This window comes from Corynebacterium sp. LK26 (genome assembly GCF_014335085.1).
GTDB classification, from domain to species: domain Bacteria; phylum Actinomycetota; class Actinomycetes; order Mycobacteriales; family Mycobacteriaceae; genus Corynebacterium; species Corynebacterium jeikeium_D.
The window spans coordinates 75,016-95,455 of sequence record NZ_PDHB01000004.1 but is presented as its reverse complement, the minus strand read 5'-3'; the positions used below and the strand labels follow the sequence as shown (position 1 = coordinate 95,455).

At 59.9% G+C, this 20,440-nt stretch carries 15 protein-coding genes; 3 read left to right on the top strand and 12 right to left on the bottom strand.

Annotated features, from left to right (window positions below):
* Positions 1-61: 61 nt before the first annotated feature.
* Positions 62-2,113 (bottom strand): acyl-CoA dehydrogenase family protein, encoded by a 2,052-nt coding sequence (locus CRD13_RS05280; protein WP_016421947.1) that lies wholly within the window; start codon positions 2,111-2,113, stop codon positions 62-64.
* A 215-nt stretch (positions 2,114-2,328) separates the two neighbouring features.
* Entirely contained in the window at positions 2,329-3,672 is a 1,344-nt protein-coding gene (locus CRD13_RS05275; RefSeq protein WP_147765978.1) for an MFS transporter, read from the bottom strand.
* 751 nt (positions 3,673-4,423) lie between these two features.
* Between CRD13_RS05275 and CRD13_RS05270 the strand changes: the two genes are divergently transcribed.
* Both CRD13_RS05270 and CRD13_RS05265 read left to right on the top strand, forming a co-directional pair.
* A complete protein-coding gene (locus CRD13_RS05270) occupies positions 4,424-5,713 on the top strand; it encodes an MFS transporter (RefSeq protein WP_016421949.1) in 1,290 nt (429 codons plus the stop codon).
* Between the two features lie 129 nt (positions 5,714-5,842).
* Positions 5,843-6,808, top strand: a complete 966-nt coding sequence (locus CRD13_RS05265; RefSeq protein ID WP_038629306.1) for a GDP-mannose 4,6-dehydratase — start codon at positions 5,843-5,845, stop codon at positions 6,806-6,808.
* Positions 6,809-6,869: 61 nt separating this feature from the next.
* On the opposite strand, the gene CRD13_RS05260 is transcribed toward CRD13_RS05265, so the two are convergent.
* The 7 genes from CRD13_RS05260 to CRD13_RS05230 all read right to left on the bottom strand — a co-directional run bounded on the left by CRD13_RS05260 (position 6,870) and on the right by CRD13_RS05230 (position 14,971).
* Positions 6,870-7,865, bottom strand: coding sequence for a thioredoxin domain-containing protein (locus CRD13_RS05260; protein WP_049172390.1), 996 nt, complete (start codon positions 7,863-7,865; stop codon positions 6,870-6,872).
* A gap of 49 nt (positions 7,866-7,914) precedes the next feature.
* Positions 7,915-8,337, bottom strand: a complete 423-nt coding sequence (locus CRD13_RS05255) for a DUF2304 domain-containing protein (RefSeq protein ID WP_049172389.1) — start codon at positions 8,335-8,337, stop codon at positions 7,915-7,917.
* The gene (locus tag CRD13_RS05250) at positions 8,334-9,038 is read right to left on the bottom strand and encodes a glycosyltransferase family 2 protein (protein WP_255462124.1); all 705 of its coding nucleotides are present in this window, start codon (positions 9,036-9,038) and stop codon (positions 8,334-8,336) included. Before CRD13_RS05250 ends, CRD13_RS05255 begins: the two co-directional genes overlap by 4 nt.
* Before the next feature lie 11 nt (positions 9,039-9,049).
* Positions 9,050-9,871 (bottom strand): glycosyltransferase, encoded by an 822-nt coding sequence (locus CRD13_RS05245; protein ID WP_088611889.1) that lies wholly within the window; start codon positions 9,869-9,871, stop codon positions 9,050-9,052.
* A 74-nt stretch (positions 9,872-9,945) separates the two neighbouring features.
* Positions 9,946-11,331 (bottom strand): hypothetical protein, encoded by a 1,386-nt coding sequence (locus tag CRD13_RS05240; protein WP_088611890.1) that lies wholly within the window; start codon positions 11,329-11,331, stop codon positions 9,946-9,948.
* An 18-nt stretch (positions 11,332-11,349) separates the two neighbouring features.
* Entirely contained in the window at positions 11,350-12,810 is a 1,461-nt protein-coding gene (locus CRD13_RS05235) for a M1 family metallopeptidase (RefSeq protein WP_150963547.1), read from the bottom strand.
* A gap of 10 nt (positions 12,811-12,820) precedes the next feature.
* The gene (locus CRD13_RS05230) at positions 12,821-14,971 is read right to left on the bottom strand and encodes a prolyl oligopeptidase family protein (protein ID WP_187401365.1); all 2,151 of its coding nucleotides are present in this window, start codon (positions 14,969-14,971) and stop codon (positions 12,821-12,823) included.
* An 82-nt stretch (positions 14,972-15,053) separates the two neighbouring features.
* Here CRD13_RS05230 and lpdA point away from each other — a divergent pair, with 82 nt between their 5' ends.
* Positions 15,054-16,469 (top strand): dihydrolipoyl dehydrogenase, encoded by a 1,416-nt coding sequence (lpdA, locus tag CRD13_RS05225; protein ID WP_049189521.1) that lies wholly within the window; start codon positions 15,054-15,056, stop codon positions 16,467-16,469.
* 243 nt (positions 16,470-16,712) lie between these two features.
* Here the strand turns inward: lpdA and ramB are convergent, their stop codons facing one another.
* The 3 genes from ramB to CRD13_RS05210 form a co-directional block, all read right to left on the bottom strand.
* Positions 16,713-18,137 (bottom strand): acetate metabolism transcriptional regulator RamB, encoded by a 1,425-nt coding sequence (ramB, locus tag CRD13_RS05220; RefSeq protein ID WP_038629316.1) that lies wholly within the window; start codon positions 18,135-18,137, stop codon positions 16,713-16,715.
* Between the two features lie 93 nt (positions 18,138-18,230).
* The gene (locus tag CRD13_RS05215) at positions 18,231-19,436 is read right to left on the bottom strand and encodes an Ig-like domain repeat protein (RefSeq protein ID WP_187401364.1); all 1,206 of its coding nucleotides are present in this window, start codon (positions 19,434-19,436) and stop codon (positions 18,231-18,233) included.
* Positions 19,437-19,544: 108 nt separating this feature from the next.
* Positions 19,545-20,396 (bottom strand): hypothetical protein, encoded by an 852-nt coding sequence (locus CRD13_RS05210; RefSeq protein WP_187401363.1) that lies wholly within the window; start codon positions 20,394-20,396, stop codon positions 19,545-19,547.
* Positions 20,397-20,440 lie beyond the last annotated feature (44 nt).

The following is a 20,440-nucleotide window of genomic DNA, read 5'->3' as shown; positions in this document are numbered from 1 at the left end:
GTAGCTACCTCACACCAGTCACCGCCACAGCAGCCACCACAGCGGCCAACCGGCCAACACGCTAACTAGCCGGGTTTGCCTTAGCTTTCGGTGTCATCGCGTCGTAAGGCTCCATCATGGGGATATCCAGCATGGTGCTGGGGACACCGAAGGCGTCGACAAGCACCTCAGACCAGGGGCCAAGGGAATCAACAAGATCGGCCAAGCCCGCCCGCGCGCCCTTGGTGCGAGTACCGGTGAGCAGTGACTGCTCCAAGAACCAGCCGGCGTTATCGCAGACCACCGACAGGAAGAACACATCGCGAACCTGCTCGAGCACCTCTTGAGAGCGCTCATCTGTGAGTGTGGATTCAGCTTCAAAGAACGCTTCCAAAATCATGCGATCGATATGCGCCCACGCGCAGGAAATCATGTGGTCCTGGACCTTGTCCACCAGCTTCGCGGCCTTTTCCACAGGCAGTTTCCGCGCCGGGCGCAGCCTGCGAGCAAGGGACTTGAGAAGTCGATTCTCGCGCTCGATGAGCAATTGCATCTGGCTGGCGGGGTCAAAGAGCGAGGACTCATCAGCGTCAGTCAGCGCATCCAAGAGGTTCTGAACGACGGCGTCCGCACCGGTGCGACGGCGCAAAATGCCACTGAAATTGTCGAGGCCGAAGCGCACCATTTCCAGGTTGGAAAAACTCTGTACCTCCCGGGCAAAACCACCCAAAAGTTCCTTGGTGACCAGCTGCAACATCACCACGTTGTCGCCCTCAAAGGTAGTGAATACGTCAGAGTCCTCTTTGAGAATGGTCAACAGGTTCTCCGCCATGTAGCCAGCTCCACCGGTGGCCTCACGCATCTCCTGGATGGCATCGGTGGCATGCGCGGTGTTGGCGACCTTCAATGCGGCGGCATGTGCCTCCGCTTCACGTAGATCGCGAGCCTGCTCCGGGGTTAGATTCGCACGGTCCAGCCCTTCCGCTTCGAGGTCGTGAATCCGCTTGATCAGCAGGTTGGTGGCAAATTGCAGACCGTACGAACGCGCAATGCGGGGGAGTAGTCGGATTCGGTGCTGGCGGTGCTCAATGAGTTTCTTTTCCGGCAGCGAATCGTCGGGAGCAAATTGGCGCCGCAAGTGTGCGTACTTGGTGCCGATGGTCAGTGCGGTGCGGGTTGCCGCACCAGCGGCCGCACCGACTGTCACGCGGCCGCGCACGAGGGCACCGAGCATCGTGAAAAACCGTGCATTGGGGCTGCCAATATCGCTGCTGTACTCGCCAGCGGCCGAGACATCTGCGAAACGGTTAAGCAGGTTCTCCCGCGGCACGCGGTAATGGTCGAACATGAGAGTGCCGTTGTCCACGCCCAAGAGGCCACCTTTGGTGCCGTGGTCGCCAATCGCAACCCCGTCGACAGGCGAACCGTCATCATTGCGGATCCGGGCAACAATGCAGTGCACACCATGGGATTCTTCTTGTCCTGGTGTGTAGAGCTGGCAAAAAACCGCAGCCCAGCGCCCATCGCGCGCGGCGTTGCCCAAAAACCATTTCTCAGAGGAAGCTGTCGGCGAATTGAGGATGAATTCTTCCGTCTCGGGGTCGTAATGTGCCGTGGTTTCGAGTGATTGCACGTCCGAGCCGTGGCCGCGTTCGGTCATCGCAAAGCAGCCGAGAGCCCGCAGCTCAATGAGGTCACGCACCAACTCGCTGTGACGCTCAGTCCCCAGATTGCTGACAGCGCCGCCGAAAAGGCCCCACTGCACTCCGGACTTCACCATCAACGACAAGTCGGTGTGGCCGAGCATTTCAATCCCGGAGAGTGTCCCGCCGGTATCTCCTGTGCCTCCCTGGTCAGTGCGGAAAGCACCATAGGGCATGCCGGTCTTAAGCACCTTGGACAACGCCTCGGTGGTGTGCTGCCTGGCCTCCTCCACGGTCAGCCCAGAGGTGGGCCGCAGGGTGGGGTCTTCTAAAAGGGCGCGGACATCAGCGCGCGCCTCGGGGAAATAGCCGTCCAGGACCTTTTGCAGTGCGCGTGCCACTTCCGGTTCCGGACGGGAGGGGAGTGTCTTCGGAGCGTCGGTCGAGCGCCGGCGGGGGATTCGCGTGGAGCTGGAAGAATTCTGTGCCATAACCCAACGTTAATGGGATATCTGGGGCTTGTCAGTCGCTTTCGACTGAGAAACTCATGAGGAAATCGGGACCGAGGAAAGAGAAAGCGGGTTATCGGGAGAAAAAGAAGGTGGAAACGCAAAAGCCGTCGTCAAGCAAATGCTGCGTTGTGCAATGCTTGACGACGGCTTGCGTAATCAGACCCTCGGTGGGGCAGATCCCTTAGCTGTGGGAACTAGACGCGCGACTTAACTTCGTCGAGGTTAGTTTCCGGGTGCTCGATCAGGTCTCGGTCTTCGAGACCCTTCGGCAGCAGGAACAGGGCAATCAGTGCCGGGATAGCCATGGCCATCAGGTAGATGGAGATGTAGAACGGGTTGCCGGTGGCGTCCATGATCATCTGGGCAATCATCGGAGCGAATGCGCCACCGAGGACGGCGCCGATGGCGTAAGCGATGGAAGCGCCCGAGTAGCGGACCTCAGCCGGGAACATCTCGGAGTACATGGCTGGCTGCGGGCCGAAGGTCAGGGCCAGTGGCAGGGTGAGAACTGCGACGGTCATGATGTACAGGAACGGACCCTGGTCCAGGATGCTCCACATGACGGCCTCCCAAATCATAATCACGACGTAGCCGATGATGAAGGTCTTAGCGCGGCCGATGCGGTCGGACCAAGCACCGGCGATGAACATGAAGATGGTCCAGCAAATACCAGCGACGAGAGTACCGGTCCATGCGACGGTTGCGGGGTAGCCCAGTGTCTTCTGTGCGTAAGCGCCGAAGAATGCGATCACGAGGTAACCGGTAGCCTGCTGAGCAGCGAAGATCAGAGCACCCTGGATGACCTTGCCCCAGTGGTTGCGGAAGAGCTCCGGCAGCGGAGCGGAACGCTCGGCAGACTCAGTCTGCATAGCCTGGAAGACCGGGGACTCGTCAACGGAACGGCGAATCATGTAACCGATCAGAACCAAGATGAAGGACAGCAGGAACGGCACACGCCAGCCCCAGTCCATGTAGGCTTCCTCGCCGACGATTGCCATAACAATCAGCATGGTGCCGGTCGCGAGGGTCAGACCCAGCGGAACACCGGCCTGCGGGAATGCGCCGTAGAGACCGCGCTTTTCCTTCGGTGCGTACTCCACGGACATCAGGGCTGCACCGCCCCATTCACCGCCAGCGGAAATACCCTGGAAAACACGGAGGAGAACCAGCAGGATAGGTGCGGCGATGCCGATTGATTCATAGGTCGGTAGCAGGCCGATGCAGAAAGTAGCCGCACCCATGCCGATGAGGGTGAAGACCAGAATCATCTTGCGGCCGTAACGGTCACCGATATGGCCAGCGACGATCGCGCCAAGCGGGCGGAAGAGGAAGGAAATACCCAGGGTTGCCCAAGCGAGGACCTGGGCCACCTGTGGATTCGACTGTGCAGCAGGCTCGATGAAGTGCGGAGCAAGCACGATAGCTGCGGCCTGAGCGTAAATCAGGAAGTCATAAAACTCGATGGTCGTACCCACGAGAGTTCCCGTGAGCACCTGACGGCGCTGCTTGGGATCATTCGCGATGATCGAAGTAGTCATAAAAAAACAAGACTTTCTTTACATACCCGTCCGCACGGCCATCGAGGACCTTGGTGATCTCAGCGGTCGCGCAGAAATCGCCCCAGGTTTTTCTCAGCCAGCGTTTGGGGAATGGACAGATTGTTTGACGGTGTCGAATTCTTACACAGCCAGACCGGTAGCGACCAGCGTTTGAACTTCAGCGAGCGGTGACAAAAAGTGAACAACGGGGGTAATGGGGGTCGGTGAATGGCGGTAGATTTCCTTTGTTTGTGACCGATTTATTTATACGCATGCCTGAAAAAGGCGGATTCGGGGGTGTGCAAAGGGGGTGGGTTGGGCACTACTTAACGACGGGTTGTTTCTGGATCGATTTGCGCGACCTGGCGGCCGTCTATGTGCGAGATTGTCTTAAATAGGGGAAATCTGCGTTTTATGGCTGTTCGACTACCCCCACATTGAACTAATTTGTAATTATATATTCAGAAGTTGTGTGAATGGTGTGGCAAAAGTGGCTCAAGATACAGAAGAAGTAACGGAACAATAACGATGTAGTGTCGAAAAGGGCACTGCCCCCGGATGGGGCAGGGAAACAAGGTTGGCAACAAGTCACCCCGAGACGGGGGTGTGGGCCCCAGGTTTCAGGGGCATTTTGGGGCGGTGGTAGCGCCAAGCGCCGAAACCACCCCGACACATCTTTTGTGGTTAGCCCCCGTAACTCAATTTCCACCATTGCGCGTAAGGCGCTGGGGACCGTCGTAAAGTAAACGACATGTCTTCTCACGCAGGAACTAACGGCAATGAAAATGAGGTACCTCACGGCAGGGCCAAATCCAATAAGGGCACGCCGCTGTGGTTGCTTGCCGCAATTGCAGTTTTCGCCGTCGCGTGGGGTGGCAACGAATTCACGCCGCTGATGGTGATGTACCGCGAAAATGCCGACCTGGCGCCGGTGTTTATTGACCTTCTATTGCTGGTCTACGCCCTCGGTATCGCGCCGGCACTGCTGATTTCCGGCCCAATCTCGGACCGTATCGGCCGTAAGCCGGTGATGCTCGCCGCGCCGGTTCTCTCGATTCTGGGGTCGACTCTTATTGCGTTGGGCGAGACTACCGCCCCGCTTATTCTCACTGGTCGCTTTATCTCTGGCTTGGCAGTCGGCATTGTCATGGCCGTGGGCGGCTCGTGGGTAAAAGAGCTCTCTGATCCGCGCTTTGACCCCAAGGCCAAGTCAACCTCGGGTGCGAAGCGTCAGTCCATGGCGCTGACCTTGGGCTTTGGTCTGGGTGCGGGAATTGCCGGCACGCTGGCGCAGTTCGCACCGCTGCCGGGGCAGCTGGCTTATATCATCCACATCCTGATTTCTATCCCGACAATCTTCGGTCTGTTGGCCGTGCCGGAGACCCGCCAGTCGCCGCACCTGGGCGGCAGTAATGCTCCGCGCGAGACCCTCTGGGAGTCTCTACGTACCCCATCGGTAACTAACCGTCGCTTCCTGCTCGTCGCCGCGATGGGAGCGCCGTGGGTCTTCGGTGCAGCCGGTGTTGCCTACGCAATCATTCCGTCTCTGCTTCAGGACCACGTCTCCCAGCCAGTGTTCTACTCCGCGATGGTCACACTGTTTGCGCTGCTCTGCGGTTTTGGTATTCAGCAGATTGGTCCCCGCTTTGTGACCGAGCACAACGCCCGCGGTTCGCTAATCGCAATTGGCATTGTGGTTATCGGTATGGGCTTGGCGGCCTGGATGTCCACCAACCCCACCGCAGTGACGGCGTTCATTGCAGCGCTGGTGTTGGGTGCCGGCTACGGTCTGTCCATGTTTACCGGCCTCAACGAGGTACAGCGCATCGCTGGCCCGCGCGATATGGCTGGTCTGACCGGTATCTTCTACTGTCTGACCTACATCGGCTTCGCATTCCCGGCAATTCTGACCAAGCTCTCCGAGTCCATCTCCTGGATGACCTACCCGGTCATGCTCGGTGGCGGTATGGTCATCGCCATCTTGATGGGCTTGGTTATTTTCTTCAATTCCACTGTCAACCTGCCACAGCGCGCTGAGTAATCTCGCATTCCTCGGAAGACTAATCAACCCCGTCAATGTGAGGTTGGCACACGTATAAGCGGTTTTCCTTACTAAGCGCCTATAGTTCTTCCTATGGAGAAGCACAAGAACGAATCACCGGCCACCGCGATGACAGAATCGTCGGCAAGCGCGAAACCGCGCGCGCTGGTGACGGGCGGTGCGGGATTTATCGGTTCGACGCTGGTTGACCGGTTGCTGGCCGAAGGATACGCGGTCACGGCGCTGGACGATCTCTCCCACGGAAAGCTGGAAAACCTCCAGCAGGCATCGCTTAACGACGATTTTGAGTTCATAACCGCCGATGTGCTGGAGGTGGACTGGGACGAGCTGCTCGAGCAAAGCGGCCCGGAGGTTATTTTCCACCTCGCAGCGCAGATTGATGTGCGGATTTCCGTGGCCGACCCGGTGCGAGATGCGACGCTGAACATCATTGGCACAATCAAACTTGCCGATGCGGCCCGAAAGCACGGTGTCCGCAAGGTTGTGTTTACATCGTCGGGCGGTTCCATCTACGGCACGCCGGAGGAGCTTCCGGTGACGGAAAATGTGCCGGTCAATCCGATGAGCCCCTATGCCGCCTCAAAGGCAACGGGCGAACTGTACTTGAATATGTTCCGCAATCTTTACGGGCTCGAATGCTCGCACATCGCGCCGGCGAATGTGTACGGCCCGCGGCAGGATCCGCACGGCGAGGCCGGTGTGGTGGCTATTTTCGCTCAGCGACTGCTGGCGGGAGAGCCAACCAAGGTATTCGGCGACGGCGGAAATACCCGCGACTATGTCTATGTCGACGATGTGGTGGATGCTTTCTACCGCGCATCCGGCGAGGTCGGTGGTGGAATGCGCTTTAATATTGGCACCGGCGTAGAAACCTCGGATCGGCAGCTGCACTCGTTGGTGGCGCAGGCTGCGGATGCCGAGGATAATCCAGAGTTTGCACCGCCGCGCACTGGTGATGTGGCGCGGTCGGCGTTGGATCCCACGCGGGCGCGTGAGGTACTCGGCTGGGAGCCAGCTATGAGTATTCAGGAAGGTGTTGCTCGTACTGTGGAGTACTTCCGGAATCAGGGCTAGCGCAGCTTACGCGGGCGGCTTCGCGCAGTCGTCCGCGTAGGTTAGCCGTGAGTCAGCCAGGTTACTTGCCAGCTTCCTCCGCGCGCTTGGCGTGGATGAGAGCCAGCTCGATATTGTCCTCGAACACGTCGAGAGGCTGTGCGCCCGAGACGAACTGAGTACCAACGAGGAAGCCCGGAGTACCGGAAATGCCCAGCATCGAACCGAACTGGGTGGCATTCTCGACCGCCTCGGTCCACTTGCCGTCCTTAAGTTCCTTTTCAAAGCGCTTCATGTCCGGCACACCGGCCTCACGAGCGACGGCAATCAGTTCCTTTTCAGTGAACTCCGGGTGGCCCTGGCCCTTTTCGCCGGCCTTCTTAAACAGCGCACGGGAGAACTCCCAGAACTTGCCCTGAGCTGCCGCGGCACGGCCGGCCTCAGCGTCCTTGATGGCCTTCTCACCATTGATGGCCATATCGTTCCACTCCAGGCGGACCAGTCCCTCATTGACGTACTTTTCCACGAGGGCAGACTCGGTTTCGTTTGCGAACTTCGCGCAGAACGGGCATTCGAAGTCCGAGTAGATTGAGATTACGACCGGCGCATCCACTGCACCGAGAGCAAAAGGATCATTTTCATTGCGGCGGTGGACATTGTCCATATCCTCCGGGGACTTCAGCTGCGCTCCCGCCTTTGGGCCGTAGATGCTGGCATCGAAAGAGCCATTCGGGCCAGGTACAGGCGCAATTTCCCCCTTGCCTGGTGCAACGCCCGCCATGTTGACGGTGCTCACGCCGTTGAAGCTAGCCGAACGCGAGCCAGCGAAGAAGCCCGCTGCGCCGACAACGATCAATGCGACGACAGCTAGCGCCCATGCGGCGTTCGGAATCGAGTACCACGACTTGGTTTTTCCATCACTGTCGGCAGACCAGGACTCCAAGTCCTGTTCAGTGGGTACCGGCTGAGAAGCCTGCTGGGGTTCCTGCTGTGTCCCCTGCGGCGCTGCGTCTGCCGAGGGCTGCTGCGAATCGCTGCTGTTGTCAGCGGCGATGTTGTCCTTATTTTCTTCGCTCATGGCTTCTATGGAACCACAGCCTCAGATTCACATGCGCTTAGCGTGCCGACTAGTCGGACGGAGCGTTGTTCTCGGCGTTCGTCGCGCTGTCTTTTTGGCTGCTGTTCTGGCTGCCCGAAATCACAATTTCTTCTTCCGGACGCACAGCGGTCTTCAAGGCCACTGCACGAGCCAGTCGCGCGTAGCGTAGCTCCTGTTCGCGGAAGCGAATGTAGGACGACACCGTGGTAAACACGAACGCCAACACCAGTACGTAGAGCAGCAAATCGGTGCCCCGGGTCACACCAATCCAGTTGGCCACCACGGTCAGATCGTCGGGACGCACGATTGCCCACAGGCACGCGATGACGAAAACGACGAATCCCAGTTTCACGCCCGCCTTGGCGCGCGCTTTACGACGGTTAGCGACGAAGTAAGCCACCAGGCCCACCATCGCCAGCAGCAAAATAATTTGAACGATGGATGCGGTCATGGCAGCCTCTTCGAAATCAGGGAGTCGGCAAGGATATTGACACCGTTGAACAAGGATTGCCCTTTGGACATGGAGTATTCCGTGTAGAGGATATCCACCGGCTGCTCAGCGGTACGCCAACCTGTGCTGTCCATGACCTCGACAAATTCGGAGGCATGGCTCATGCCGTTCATGCGCAGGTTCAGTTGCTCTGCCACCGTGCGGTTGAAGGCGCGTAGGCCGTTGTGGGCGTCGGTAAGCCCGAGCCGGCGCGTGCGTGGTGACAACATGACCACCGTCTTGAGGACAATTCGCTTAATCAGCGGCACCTGGTCATCCTCGGCGCGGGGGCGGCCGAAACGGGTTCCCACAATGATGTCGATTGGTTCGGTGCGCAGTCGCTGCACCATAGCGACGACGTCCTTGACCTGGTGCTGGCCATCGGCGTCGAAGGTGACAAAGTACTTCGATCCAGCCTGCGCGCGAGCGTATTCCACGCCGGTCTGGATAGCGGCACCTTGACCCAAATTGACAGGGTGGTTGACCAGGTGAGCGCCGGCCCTGTGGATCTCCAGGCTGGAGTTATCCGAAGAGCCGTCGTTGACCGCGACAATGTTGGGGAAGGTCTCGCGAGCGTGCTCGAGAACCTCACGAATAACCTGGCCCTCGTTGTAGCACGGCACAATCAGCCAGGTGTCCGAGAAATCCATGTTGTCAGTCATCGCTCCGAAGCCTACCGCACAAACAATCGTCGATATGCGCGTGACATGAGCTGAGTTGGCAAAAGTCGGAAAAGTGTCCGCACCGCCAAGTTAAATACCGCCCGCGGCCGGGAAATCAGTCCCTCAGCTACCAGCGTGCGCTGGAGCTGGCGTTCACCGCGGATGATGCCGCGCGAGGTTCGTCGCTCGAACATGCCGTCGGCGCGGAAGTACACCAGCGGCTCGGGCAGATTCTTAAACTTCGCGCCAGCGGCCATGAGACGCACCCAAAGGTCATAGTCCTCCATCAGACGGATGTCGCGATATCCGCCGACCTCACGCACCTTCGCCGTGCGCAGCATCGAGGAGGGGTTATTTACAGGCGAATTGATCTTGATATAACGCGCAATTTCGGCGTGCGTCTGCGGCAGAGTCCGCACGCGCACCACATTGTCCGGCGTGCCCTCGAACTCCGCCATTGCACTGCCCAATACATCCAACTCCGGGTCAGCGGTCAGCGTGTCCCACTGCTTTTCAAATCGGTCCGCACGCGCAATATCGTCCGCATCCAGCCGCGCCACCCATGGGGTCTCCACCAGCTGAAGACCCGCCTGCGAAGCCACTCCCGAGCCGCCATTTTCCGCACAACGCAGCACGGTCATCTCCGAATGCGCCTGCTCATGCTTGACGACGACCCGGTCGAGTTCCTGCCCAATCGGGCCATCGATGACCACAATGACGTGCGCGGCCGGACGCGTCTGGTTCCACAGCGACTGCAGCGCAGTATCGAGCTGGTCGGGGACGACGCGGTGGTAGACGGTCATGAGAACCGTGAGGTCAGTGATGGTGGACATGTGAGTCTCGAACCTTGGGAGTTGCAGGGAGATATGGACGGTGCTTTTTGGGACGGCATCGGATGCGGGTGGTGTTATTCCACCGCAAAAGCCTCCGATACGGCTGACCTGGCAGCACGTGGGGAAAGTGTGCGCAGCGCAAGCAGGTGAATGGCAACACCTACTGCAGAGCCTACGGCGATAGCGGCGACCGTGCGTACCGACAGGTGCCCAGGGAGGAAAAGAATGGCAACGGCGATCGTGGTCGCAGCCAACCAACCGATCAGATACATATGGTGCTTCTCCACTGCCAAGGTGACCGAGCCGGTAATCATCAACATGGCGGTCAACGTCGCACCGAGCGTCAGCGCCGCGAGCACCGGCCCGGACACGTGATAGCTATCGTCCAGGATGAGAGTCATGATCCACGGGCCGATGAGCCATGCCAGGCCCGCCCCGAAGGTGCCGAAAGCAGCCAGCGCCCCCAACGGCTTGGCCAGCGCTGCCAGCACGCCCTCGGAGCGATGCCGGACAAAGCTCACAATGATGGCGTTTTGGAACTTCTCCAAGGGCATGAGCAGTGGAGCGCGGGTCAGCGTTACGGCGTAGGCGATTCCCGCAATGGTCACTGCTGCGGTGAAGTTGTTGGCATGCGGCGGGGTAAGTGACTCGGCTATCCCGGCGCCAGTGGTGACCGCTTCGCCGGCAATCTTGACGATTGTCGGAAAACCTGTGACCAGCACAGCAGATGCGCCAGATGCGCCCATGGCCGTGACCATGAGAGTGATGAAGCGGCGCACCGGGACGTCGGCACGCGCGAACATGACCGAGCGGGTTGCCGAGGAAAACAGCGCGAGAATAAGCCAACTGACTGTCCCGAACACCGTAATAATCAGCCAGGCCAGCAGACCCCAGCCGAAGTACCAGGCGACGAGTGCCAGTGCTACGCGCACGAGAATGTCGATCATGATTAGGGCGGCGTAGGGGCCCCACAGCTGGCGGCCGCTGAGCAGACCCGAGGTGGTGGCCTGCATCGAGTACAGAGCAAGGCCAGAGGCCATGAGCAGAATTGCAGTGCCGGCGTCATCCTGCACGACCAGTGGGGCCCACAGCGGACCCGTCACTGCCATGGTGATGAAAGTAACTGCGGCGACGCCCAGCGAAACCGTGATGGGACGAGCGCCGAGAGTTTGACCCGTTTCGGTAGCTGTCTGCTCCTGTTCCTGCTCCGGCTTCTGCTCTGGGGTCTGTTCACGGGGCCGCTCCCGCTTCCGGTTCCGCGCTTCCGCAGCACCAATCGCGCGCGTGGTCTCCTGCATCAACCCGCCGAGAACACCCGTGAGCGCGAAGAACAGTCCCCAAAACGCCACGAACTGCAGGTTTATAGCATTGGGAAGTGCGCGGGCCGAAATAATCAGCACCGCGAAGCTGCCTATCGCCGCGACAATCGTGGCCAGCGACAACCATTTGAAACCGGACATTGACGTGCCTCTAGCTCTCTAGTCCTTGGCCTTCGAGTAGCCGAGCTTTTCAAACTGAGCGGCCAGTTCCTCGTCCACGATTGGAGCACCATTATCGTCGATGCCCTGGTCAGCAGGGGAACGCGTTGGGTCGGTGGGGAAGTCCGGCAAGGAGCTGCGTGACAGCCAGGAGTCAAAGATGACATCCAGGTGCGAGGTGGTGATGCCACGCTCACGGCATACGCGGTTGGCCAGTGCGCGGAAGTCCACTGCATCGACCACACTGTGGCGGTTGGTGGTGGTCCACTTGCGCACCAGGTCGAAGAACACCTCGTCTCCCAGCAGCAGACGCAGAGCGTGCACAGTCAGCGCGCCGCGCTTGTACAGACGGTCGTCGAACATCAGCTTGGGCCCTGGGTTGGCGATGACGATGTCCTGATCATCTTCAAGCAGGTCCAGGTAGTGCTTGCGGGCGTGCACATCCGCGCTGGCACCGCCGCTGACCTCGGACCACACCCACTCGGAATAGCAGGCAAAACCCTCGTTGAGCCAGATATCGCGCCACTGCGAAATGCCGACACTGTTGCCGAACCACTGGTGTGACAACTCGTGGGCAATCAGTCGATTCCACGTGTCCTTGCCGTCGGCGTGGTTGGCTCCGAAGATGGACAGACCCTGTGCCTCGATGGGGATCTCCAGGTCGTCTTCACAAATGACCACCTGGTAGGCACGGAAGGGGTAAGGGCCAAAGAGCTTGGCGAATTCATCGAGCATGCGTCCCTGGTCGCGGAAGTCGTGGCGGGCATTTGCCACCAACTCAGAGGGCACCCAGGCCACTACGGTCGAGGTCTGGCACGGCAGCTCGACCTTCTTAAACTGGCCGACATTGATGGTGGCCAGGTAGGAGGCCATGGGCTCCTCGGTGATAAACCGCCAGCGGCGGCGCGATCCGCCCACGTTCACCGGAGCGTCGGCAAGCCCTGGTGCGACGACCTCGTAGGGAGCGTCGGTGACCATTGTGAACTCGTAGAACGCCTTGACCTCGGGATCGTCATCGCAGGGGTACCACGACGCCGCGCCCACCGGCTGCGATGCCACGAGTGCGCCGTTTTCGAGTTCCTCCCAGCCAATTTCGCCCCACTTCGAGCGCACCGGACGTGGCGTGCCCGAGTAAGTGACAATCAGCCGCAGCGTCTCGTCGGGAGCCAACTCGCGGTCAAAGGTGACGCGCAGCTTGCGTCCCGAATGGCGCCAGCGCTTTACATCGATTGAGTGTGCCTGCGAATCGGAAATCGCATCCACCGAATCGGCCCCCAGCGCATCCGCAAAGTCGAGCGTGATGTGTGAGGTCCAAGCATTGATTTCGATATGCAGAGTCGCCGTCGCCTTCAGACGATTCGGCCCGACCCGATAGTCGAGGTCCAGCTCGTATTTGTTCACCCGGAAACCCAGGTTGAACGCAATACCGGTATAAGGATTAGTGAAATCAGCGCTACTCACGGCTGTTACCTTACTTGAGCTTGTTCCACAGCCACGTAGATATGAGTGCCTCGACGAACGCGACCTGCGAATTATCCGCCGCACCGGCGTGCCCTCCTTCGGTATTTTCGTGATAATCCACCGGCTGTCCCGCTTCCTCCAGCAGCCACGCCAGGCTCCGCGCATGTGCTGGGTGGACGCGGTCGTCCCTGGTAGACGTCGTAATCAACGCTGGTGGGTAGGCGCGCTGCTCTCGCTTGACGACGCGCTGGACCGGCGAATACTGCGCAATCGCAGCCCGCTCGGTGGGGTCGTCCGGGTTTCCATATTCGGCCATCCAGGAGGCTCCCGCGGACAGCTTGTGATAGCGCATCATGTCCGCCAGTGGCACCTGGGACACCACTGCGCCCACCAACTCCGGGTAGGAGGTTAGGCAGACAGCGGTCAGCAGCCCGCCGTTGGAACCACCGCGCACGCCCAGCTGCTCGCGCGTGCAGTAGCCGCGTGCAACCAGGTCGCGCAGCACGGCCTGATGATCCTCATAGACCCTCATCCGCTCAGTCTTGACCACCGAGGAGTGCCAGGTCGGGCCGAATTCGCCACCGCCACGCAGGTTGGCCTCCACGAAGTACCCGCCTCGCTCGAGCCAGGTCAGGCCACGAATCGCCGAGTACTGCGGGACCAGTGAGACCTCGAAACCGCCGTAGGCGTGCACGAGGGTAGGGGCTGGGTTCGGAGTGGGTGTGGCTGTGGTTGTCTCTGCACTAGCGCCTGCGTCGAAGCGGCCGGTGATGCGATACGGAATCCGCGTGCCATCGGCCGAGGTCGCCCAGTGCTGCCGCGTCTCCATCCCCTCACTGTCGAAGAGCGCCGGAGCACGCCGCACTTCCGTGAGCGGGTTGCCGACTTGCCCGTACCAGAGGGTTGCCGGCTGCGTTGCCGAGGTCGACACCAACCAGATCTCATCGTCGCGTTCAGAGGCCGTATCAATCACGCTCACAGTGGCCTGCGCAGGTAACTCGCCGAAAGCCTCCACCGGCTCCCACGAGCCCTCCCGCATGACGACCAACTTCGTCGCGACATCCTCCAACAGCGTCAGCACCAGGAAGTTCTTCGTCCACGCCAGCTGCTGGAACGAGGTGTGCGCATTAGGGGTGAAAATCACCTCCACCTCACGCGAGCCCGCCAGCCACTTATCGAGCTCCACAACGGCCACGCCACCAGCCGGAATGCCATTGAACTCCGTGCGCGGCATCAGCACCAACCACTGCCTATGGACACTCGTCCGGCAGTCCTGCGGTACCTCCAGGATCTGCAGGGAAAAGTCCCCATTCTGCTGCGCCGCCAACTTGCCCGGACGCTCCGCTGCCACGAACCGCTGCGAATTATAAAAATCATGCGCACGCTCGACAAACAGCCGCTCAAAACCCTCCGTCGCGTCGAACCAGCCGCCCACGGCCACATCATCACTGTGGCCCGAGAAAACCACATCCGCGCTTGACGACGGCATGCCGCGCCGCCACCTCCGCACCTGCCGCGGGTAGCCCGAATCCGTCAGTGACCCCGGACCAAAGTCACTGCCAACGAGAATTTCGTCACGACCCAACCAACAGACATCGGACTTCGCCTCCGGGAGGTAGAACGGCTCATCCTCCACAAAAGTGCAGTTGACGAGGTCAAACTCCCGCACCACAGTGGCATCGGCCCCGCCGCGAGAGAGCAGAATCAACGCGCGGTCATACTCCGGATAACGGCACACCGTGCCCTTCCAGACCCAGTTTTCTCCCTCGGCTTTCGCCAGCGCATCGAGGTCGATGAGATTTTCCCACTCGGTCGCCTGCGGATCCTCCTGGCCAGCCAGATAGCTCTGCAACGAGGTGCGCCGCCACAGGCCCCGAGGATGCTCGGCATCCCGCCAGAAGTTATAGAGGTACTCGCCGCGCCGCACCGGGTATGCGATCCGGGCATCGGTGTTGAGCGCAGCCAGGATGCGTTGTTCCAGGTTGGTGCGGTCGCTGGTGTCGTCGGCAAGCGAATCGACACCTGCGACGGTGGCCTTCGACTGCGCGCGAGCCCACGCCAGCGCCTGGGAGCCGTCGATATCGTCCAGCCAATCGGGGACAAGATCAGTGGAGAGGAAGGAGAGATTGTTGCCCAAGTCGGTGTCCGTGTCGGTGCCCATGCCCACCACCGTAGCCGACCGCAGTAGGTAAAACCGGGACTCGCGCGTGAAGTAAAGACAAGTCGTGCGTAGACTTGTGCACGTGGCTGAACATTTTGATCTTGTAGTACTCGGCGGCGGTCCTGGCGGATACGTCGCAGCAATCCGTGCATCCCAGCTGGGTCTGAAGACCGCTGTGGTGGAGAAGCAATACTGGGGCGGTGTCTGCCTCAACGTTGGCTGTATTCCATCCAAGTCTCTGTTGAAGAACGCCGAGGTGGCGCACATTTTCAACCATGAGGCTAAGACCTTCGGTATCTCCGGCGATGTCTCCTTTGACTTCGGTGCCGCACACGCGCGTTCGCGCAAGGTGTCCGCGGGCATCGTCAAGGGTGTTCATTTCCTGATGAAGAAGAACAAGATCACCGAAATCAACGGTTTCGGTGAATTCACTGGCCCGACCTCCATGGCCATCACTGATGGCGATGACAAGGGCAAGGAAATTACCTTCGACAAGGCGATTATTGCAACCGGCTCTGTCGTCCGTTCCCTGCCGGGCGTTGAGGTCGGCGGCAACATCGTTTCCTACGAAGAGCAGATTCTCTCCGACGAGCTGCCGGACTCCATGGTTATCGTCGGCGCTGGCGCCATCGGTATGGAGTTCGCATACGTCTTGGCTAACTACGGCGTGGACGTCACCATCGTCGAGTTCATGGACAACGTTCTGCCGAACGAGGACGCAGACGTCTCCAAGGTTATTGCCAAGGAATACAAGAAGCTGGGCGTCAAGCTCATGACCGGGCACAAGACCACCTCCATCGTGGACAATGGTGACTCGGTTGAGGTCAAGGTCGAGGCCAAGGATGGCGGCGACGAGCAGACTCTGACCGTCGACCGCGTTATGGTCTCCATCGGCTTCGCACCGCGCACCGAGGGCATCGGCCTGGACAAGGCCGGTGTTGAGCTGGGCGAGCGCGGCGAGATTGTCATCGACGAGTACATGCGCACCAACGTCGACAACATCTACGCCATCGGTGACGTCACCATGAAGCTGCAGCTGGCACACGTCGCTGAGGCACAGGGCGTTATCGCAGCTGAGCACATGGCGGGACACGAGACCGAGACCATCCCGGACTACAACATGATGCCGCGCGCAACCTTCTGTAACCCGCAGGTTGGTTCCTTCGGTAAGACCGAGGCGCAGGCCAAGAAGTGGGCAGAGGAGAACGGCCGCGAGATTAAGGTTTCCACCTTCCCGTTCTCTGCCAACGGTAAGGCCCAGGGTCTGGCGGAGCCGGCTGGTTTCGTGAAGCTCATTGCAGATGCTGAGTACGGCGAGCTGCTGGGTGGTCACATGGTGGGCGCCAACGTTTCGGAGCTCATGCCGCAGCTGGTTCTGGCTGAGAAGTACGAGCTGACCACTGAGGAAATCGGCCGCGCCGTCCACATTCACCCGACCATGTCCGAGGCTATGAAGGAAGCAGCTGAGGGCGTTATGGGCAAGATGATCAACCTGTAAGAGGTTGTGGCTTTGGCCTGGGGCCAGTTTTCGCTGGTCCTGGCTCTCACTGGGCTGGTTCCGGTTCAGGCAAATACGAGTTAGTGCTTAAGTTTATGACAGTTTGACCGTGAAAATCGGTGCGAAAGTGTCATAAACTTAAGCACTTTCTTTTTGGGGTCTTCCTTTTTTTTTGGGGGGGGGCATCCTGCGCGAACCAAGCCCCCCGCAAACAGGCCGGCCCTGCGCCCGTCGTAAAGCGAACTAGTACGGCGAGACGGTGGAGCGGTGCATGTTGATGTCGATATCGCGATGGATCGGCGGGAACGCGCGCTGCGGACAGGCCTCGCGGGAGCAGACCCTGCAGCCGGCACCGATCGGAGTGGCGGCGTCGAGGTCCGCGAGATCGAGACCATCGGCGTACACGGTGCGCTCAGCGTGACGGGCCTCGCAGCCCAAACCGATGGCAAAAACCTTACCTGGCTTGCCGAAACGGGCCGCGTGATGCTCCACGGTCCGCGAAATCCACATGTACGGCCGACCATCCGGCATGAGTGCGACCTGCCGCATGACTTTGCCGGGGTAGGAGAAAGTCTCGTAGACGTTCCACAGCGGGCAGGTACCGCCCGAATGCGTGAAGTGGAAGCCCGTGGCGGATTGGCGTTTGGACATGTTACCCGCGCGGTCGACGCGCACGAATGTCCATGGAATACCGCGCAAGCTGGGGCGTTGCATCGTGGACAGTCGGTGGCAGATGGTCTCGTAGCCCACGCCGTAAGTGCGCGACAACAGCTCGATGTCGTAGCGTTTCGACTCAGCCATCGCATGGAACGACTCATACGGCAGAATCAGGGCCGCCGCGTAGTACGTCGCGACTCCGCGCTGCGCCAGCTTCCGCGACTCTTCCGACATGAAATGCCCGGACGCGACGGCTTCGGAAATGGTCTCGCCCTGCTCCAAAAACCCCAGCTCCGTGGCCATGCGGAAGGCCCGCTGTCCCGGCGAGAGGTGCCGCGCGAGGTAGAGCGTCTTCGTCCGCCGATCAAGGCTGTGCTGCACATCGCCTAACGACGATTCCAGCGCAATCCGAATCCCATGGTCGTTGGACAGCCTGTCGGCCAGCACAGAGACCACATCGGTGGTCTCGTCGGTGATGCGCAGCTCGCGGGCCAGCTCCTCAGCGGCGGTGTCGACCGAAGCGATGTAGTTCTGGCGGGCGTAGAAGTAGTCGCGGACCTCCTCATGTGGCATGGTCAGCGCCTGTGAGCCGGAGGCGGTGTCGGTGCTGTTGCCGAAGTTGCGCTCCTCGGTGGCCAGGGAGAGCTTGTCGGTGACGTTGCGGTAGCGGCGGTGGATGTCCACCATGATGCGGGCGATATCAGGGTGGTCGCGAACCATTTCCGAGATCTCCTGCAGATCCATGGGGGACTTAGCGATCTCCTTGTCCATCACCACGTCCTGAACCTCAGCGAGGAGACGGGAGTCGTCATCGCGGGAGAAGAAAGTCGCGTCAACGCCGAATGTGTCCGTGATGCGGAGCAGCACGGGCACAGTCAGCGGGCGGACGTCGTGCTCAATCTGGTTGACGTAACTAGCCGAGAGGCCCAACGCCTGCGCGAGCGCAGCCTGGCTGAGGTCGCGCTCGCGGCGTAGCTGGCGGAGGCGGGATCCGACATAGGTTTTCGACATACTGCCCAGCATATCGCGGGCTTTGCTGAACTTGTGTAGAAAACCGTTGCAACCTTTGCTTGCGTGTGTAGGTGCTGAGGTTCTCAGGCACGCTTAGTTGCCGGAGGTCGGAAACTCGAACTTCGGCAGGCCAGGCGAGCTCAAGGAATCAAAGAAGCTAGGTTGCGTGTTGACCAAAATCTGGCGTGGTTCCGACTTTGCGTCACCACGGGCTGCGGTGACGGAGACAGTGCCCGGGACAGCCGGTAGGAATCCGAGGTTGCATGAGAACGCACCCTCGTCGTCGGCCTTAGCTACGCAGCGGGCGCCGCCAGGGCCCAGTGCTTCGATAGTGGTGCCCGGCTCAGCCTTTCCGCTGATGACTGTTTGTGCCTTGGCAAAAGCGTTGGCGGGTTCGGCCTTTAGCTCCGAGGGAGCCTCGGGCGGGGCGACGGTAACGGTGATGGACCTGGCGGCCGAGCTGCTGCCGAGGATCTCAGCGGAGTCCTCGAGGACTGCCTTGACTTCGAAGTTTCCGGTGTTGGTTGGGGTCCAATCGCACGTGGCTGTGCCGGTGATGGCAGCGATATCGGCAGTGCAGAGGGTGCGGCTGCCACTGACGAAGCTCACCTTCTTACCTGCCAGGGAAGGAGCGTCCACGCCGTCGTTTGCACTGGCAGTAACCTTTGCTTTCAAGGTGAGCGGGCGATCCACCACTGCTGTGTCCGGAGTGTCAACCAGCTCTACGGACGTGCGGACGCGGTTAGCGTCGACAACGGTAATTCCTGGGCCGCCATTGAACTTGTCACTGCCGTAGGTCTTTGAGCTCAGAAAGCTTCCGTACTTGTAGTAAAACCCAGAAGTGAGTTCCTTGCCCTGTGCGCATGCGTCACTCACCTTGTACTGCAGAGTAAACGTGTGCGGGGCGTCCTTGTTAAAGGTCCAGTAGCCGGAGGCATCATTGGACCTGATGGCGGTGGCACCTGGCGTAGCAGTCACTTTGTCCTCGGGGAGTGTGATTGCGGAAGCGTTGCCGATCTGGAGTGTTGCAGAACCCGACTGGTACTCGAGGCAGGAGTCTACGTTGTTCTTCCAATCGTAGATGTAGTCATTTCCAGAGGTTGTGGTGAAGGTTTGGGCGTAGGTGATGATTTCACCTGGAGCCGGTGTCGTGTTGCTGACAGTGCGGCTGTAAATGGATTGGCTGTCGGTATGGGTCGCAGTTGCGCTGTCTGCCATAGCAGCCGGAGCAGACAAGAGGGCAAATGCGGAGGCACAGGCTACTGCCGTGGTGATGCGCAGGGTCTTGCGAGAGGTCATGGCATTGCTTTCTATCGAAAGGGTCGTACGTCTGTCCGCTGAGCGGTCACTCAAGGACAGCTACCTGGAGAAGGGACCGGGAGATCTGAGGAGACCCGGGCAGCGGAATTACTCTGAGGCCTCGGCCTCGGTACCGGCAGTTTCTGCTGCCGGTACTGTTTCGGGGTTATCAGGGGCCTGTGAGCCTGGGCTCTGGAAGCCCGGGCTCTGTGGCGATGGCAGGCCTGGGGAGCCGAAGAATGCGCTGCCTGGTGTGCGAGTTCCCTCCTCGTAGCCGGTGAAAGCGTATGCGGCATTACTCTCATCGGTGCACATGATGAAGGCGGCAGCATCGAAATCCGTGCGCGGACCTGAGCTCGGGTTGTTCAGATAGACGGAGAAGTCGTGAGATGCACCAGGCTCAATGGTGAACGCGTCAATCAGACCTGCGTGACCCTTCACACGCTCAGTGGAGTAGTCCTTTGCAATCTGGTTGCGCTGGGCATTCGGGTCGCCAAGCAGTCCACCGAGTCCCTGTAGGAGCGGTCCGAGCATTCCCAGGTCCAGCTGTCCCAGTGGAATGTTGCCAATGATGGGGATGCCACCGATCTGGATTGGCACCTTGGGCAGTTCGCGGAAGGTGTTCTTGCGGTAATAATCCTCAGACTCCGCCACCAGCTTTGACGTGGTGACGTCGCCTGCGACCTTGCCGGAGCCACGTGGGCCAGCACAGGTGAACTTCTTATCTGAGGTGTTGGTGACCTTTCCGGAAATTTCAGTTGCGGCAGCATCAGCTGCATCCACGGTAACGGTCAGCAGCTTCGTGTCAGTGTGCACGACAATCGAGGATTGATCCGCGCCGGGCACGACATTGCTGTGGGTATCTGCAAGAGCGGGAGTGGTGGAAAGCAGAGTAACGGTGGCGGCTAGAGCCACTGCAGGAGTGGCGGCCTTAGCTACACGAGACAGAGAGAAAGTCATGGAATCCAGGTCCTTAGAGGCGAAGGGATAAGGGGCCGGGGAGG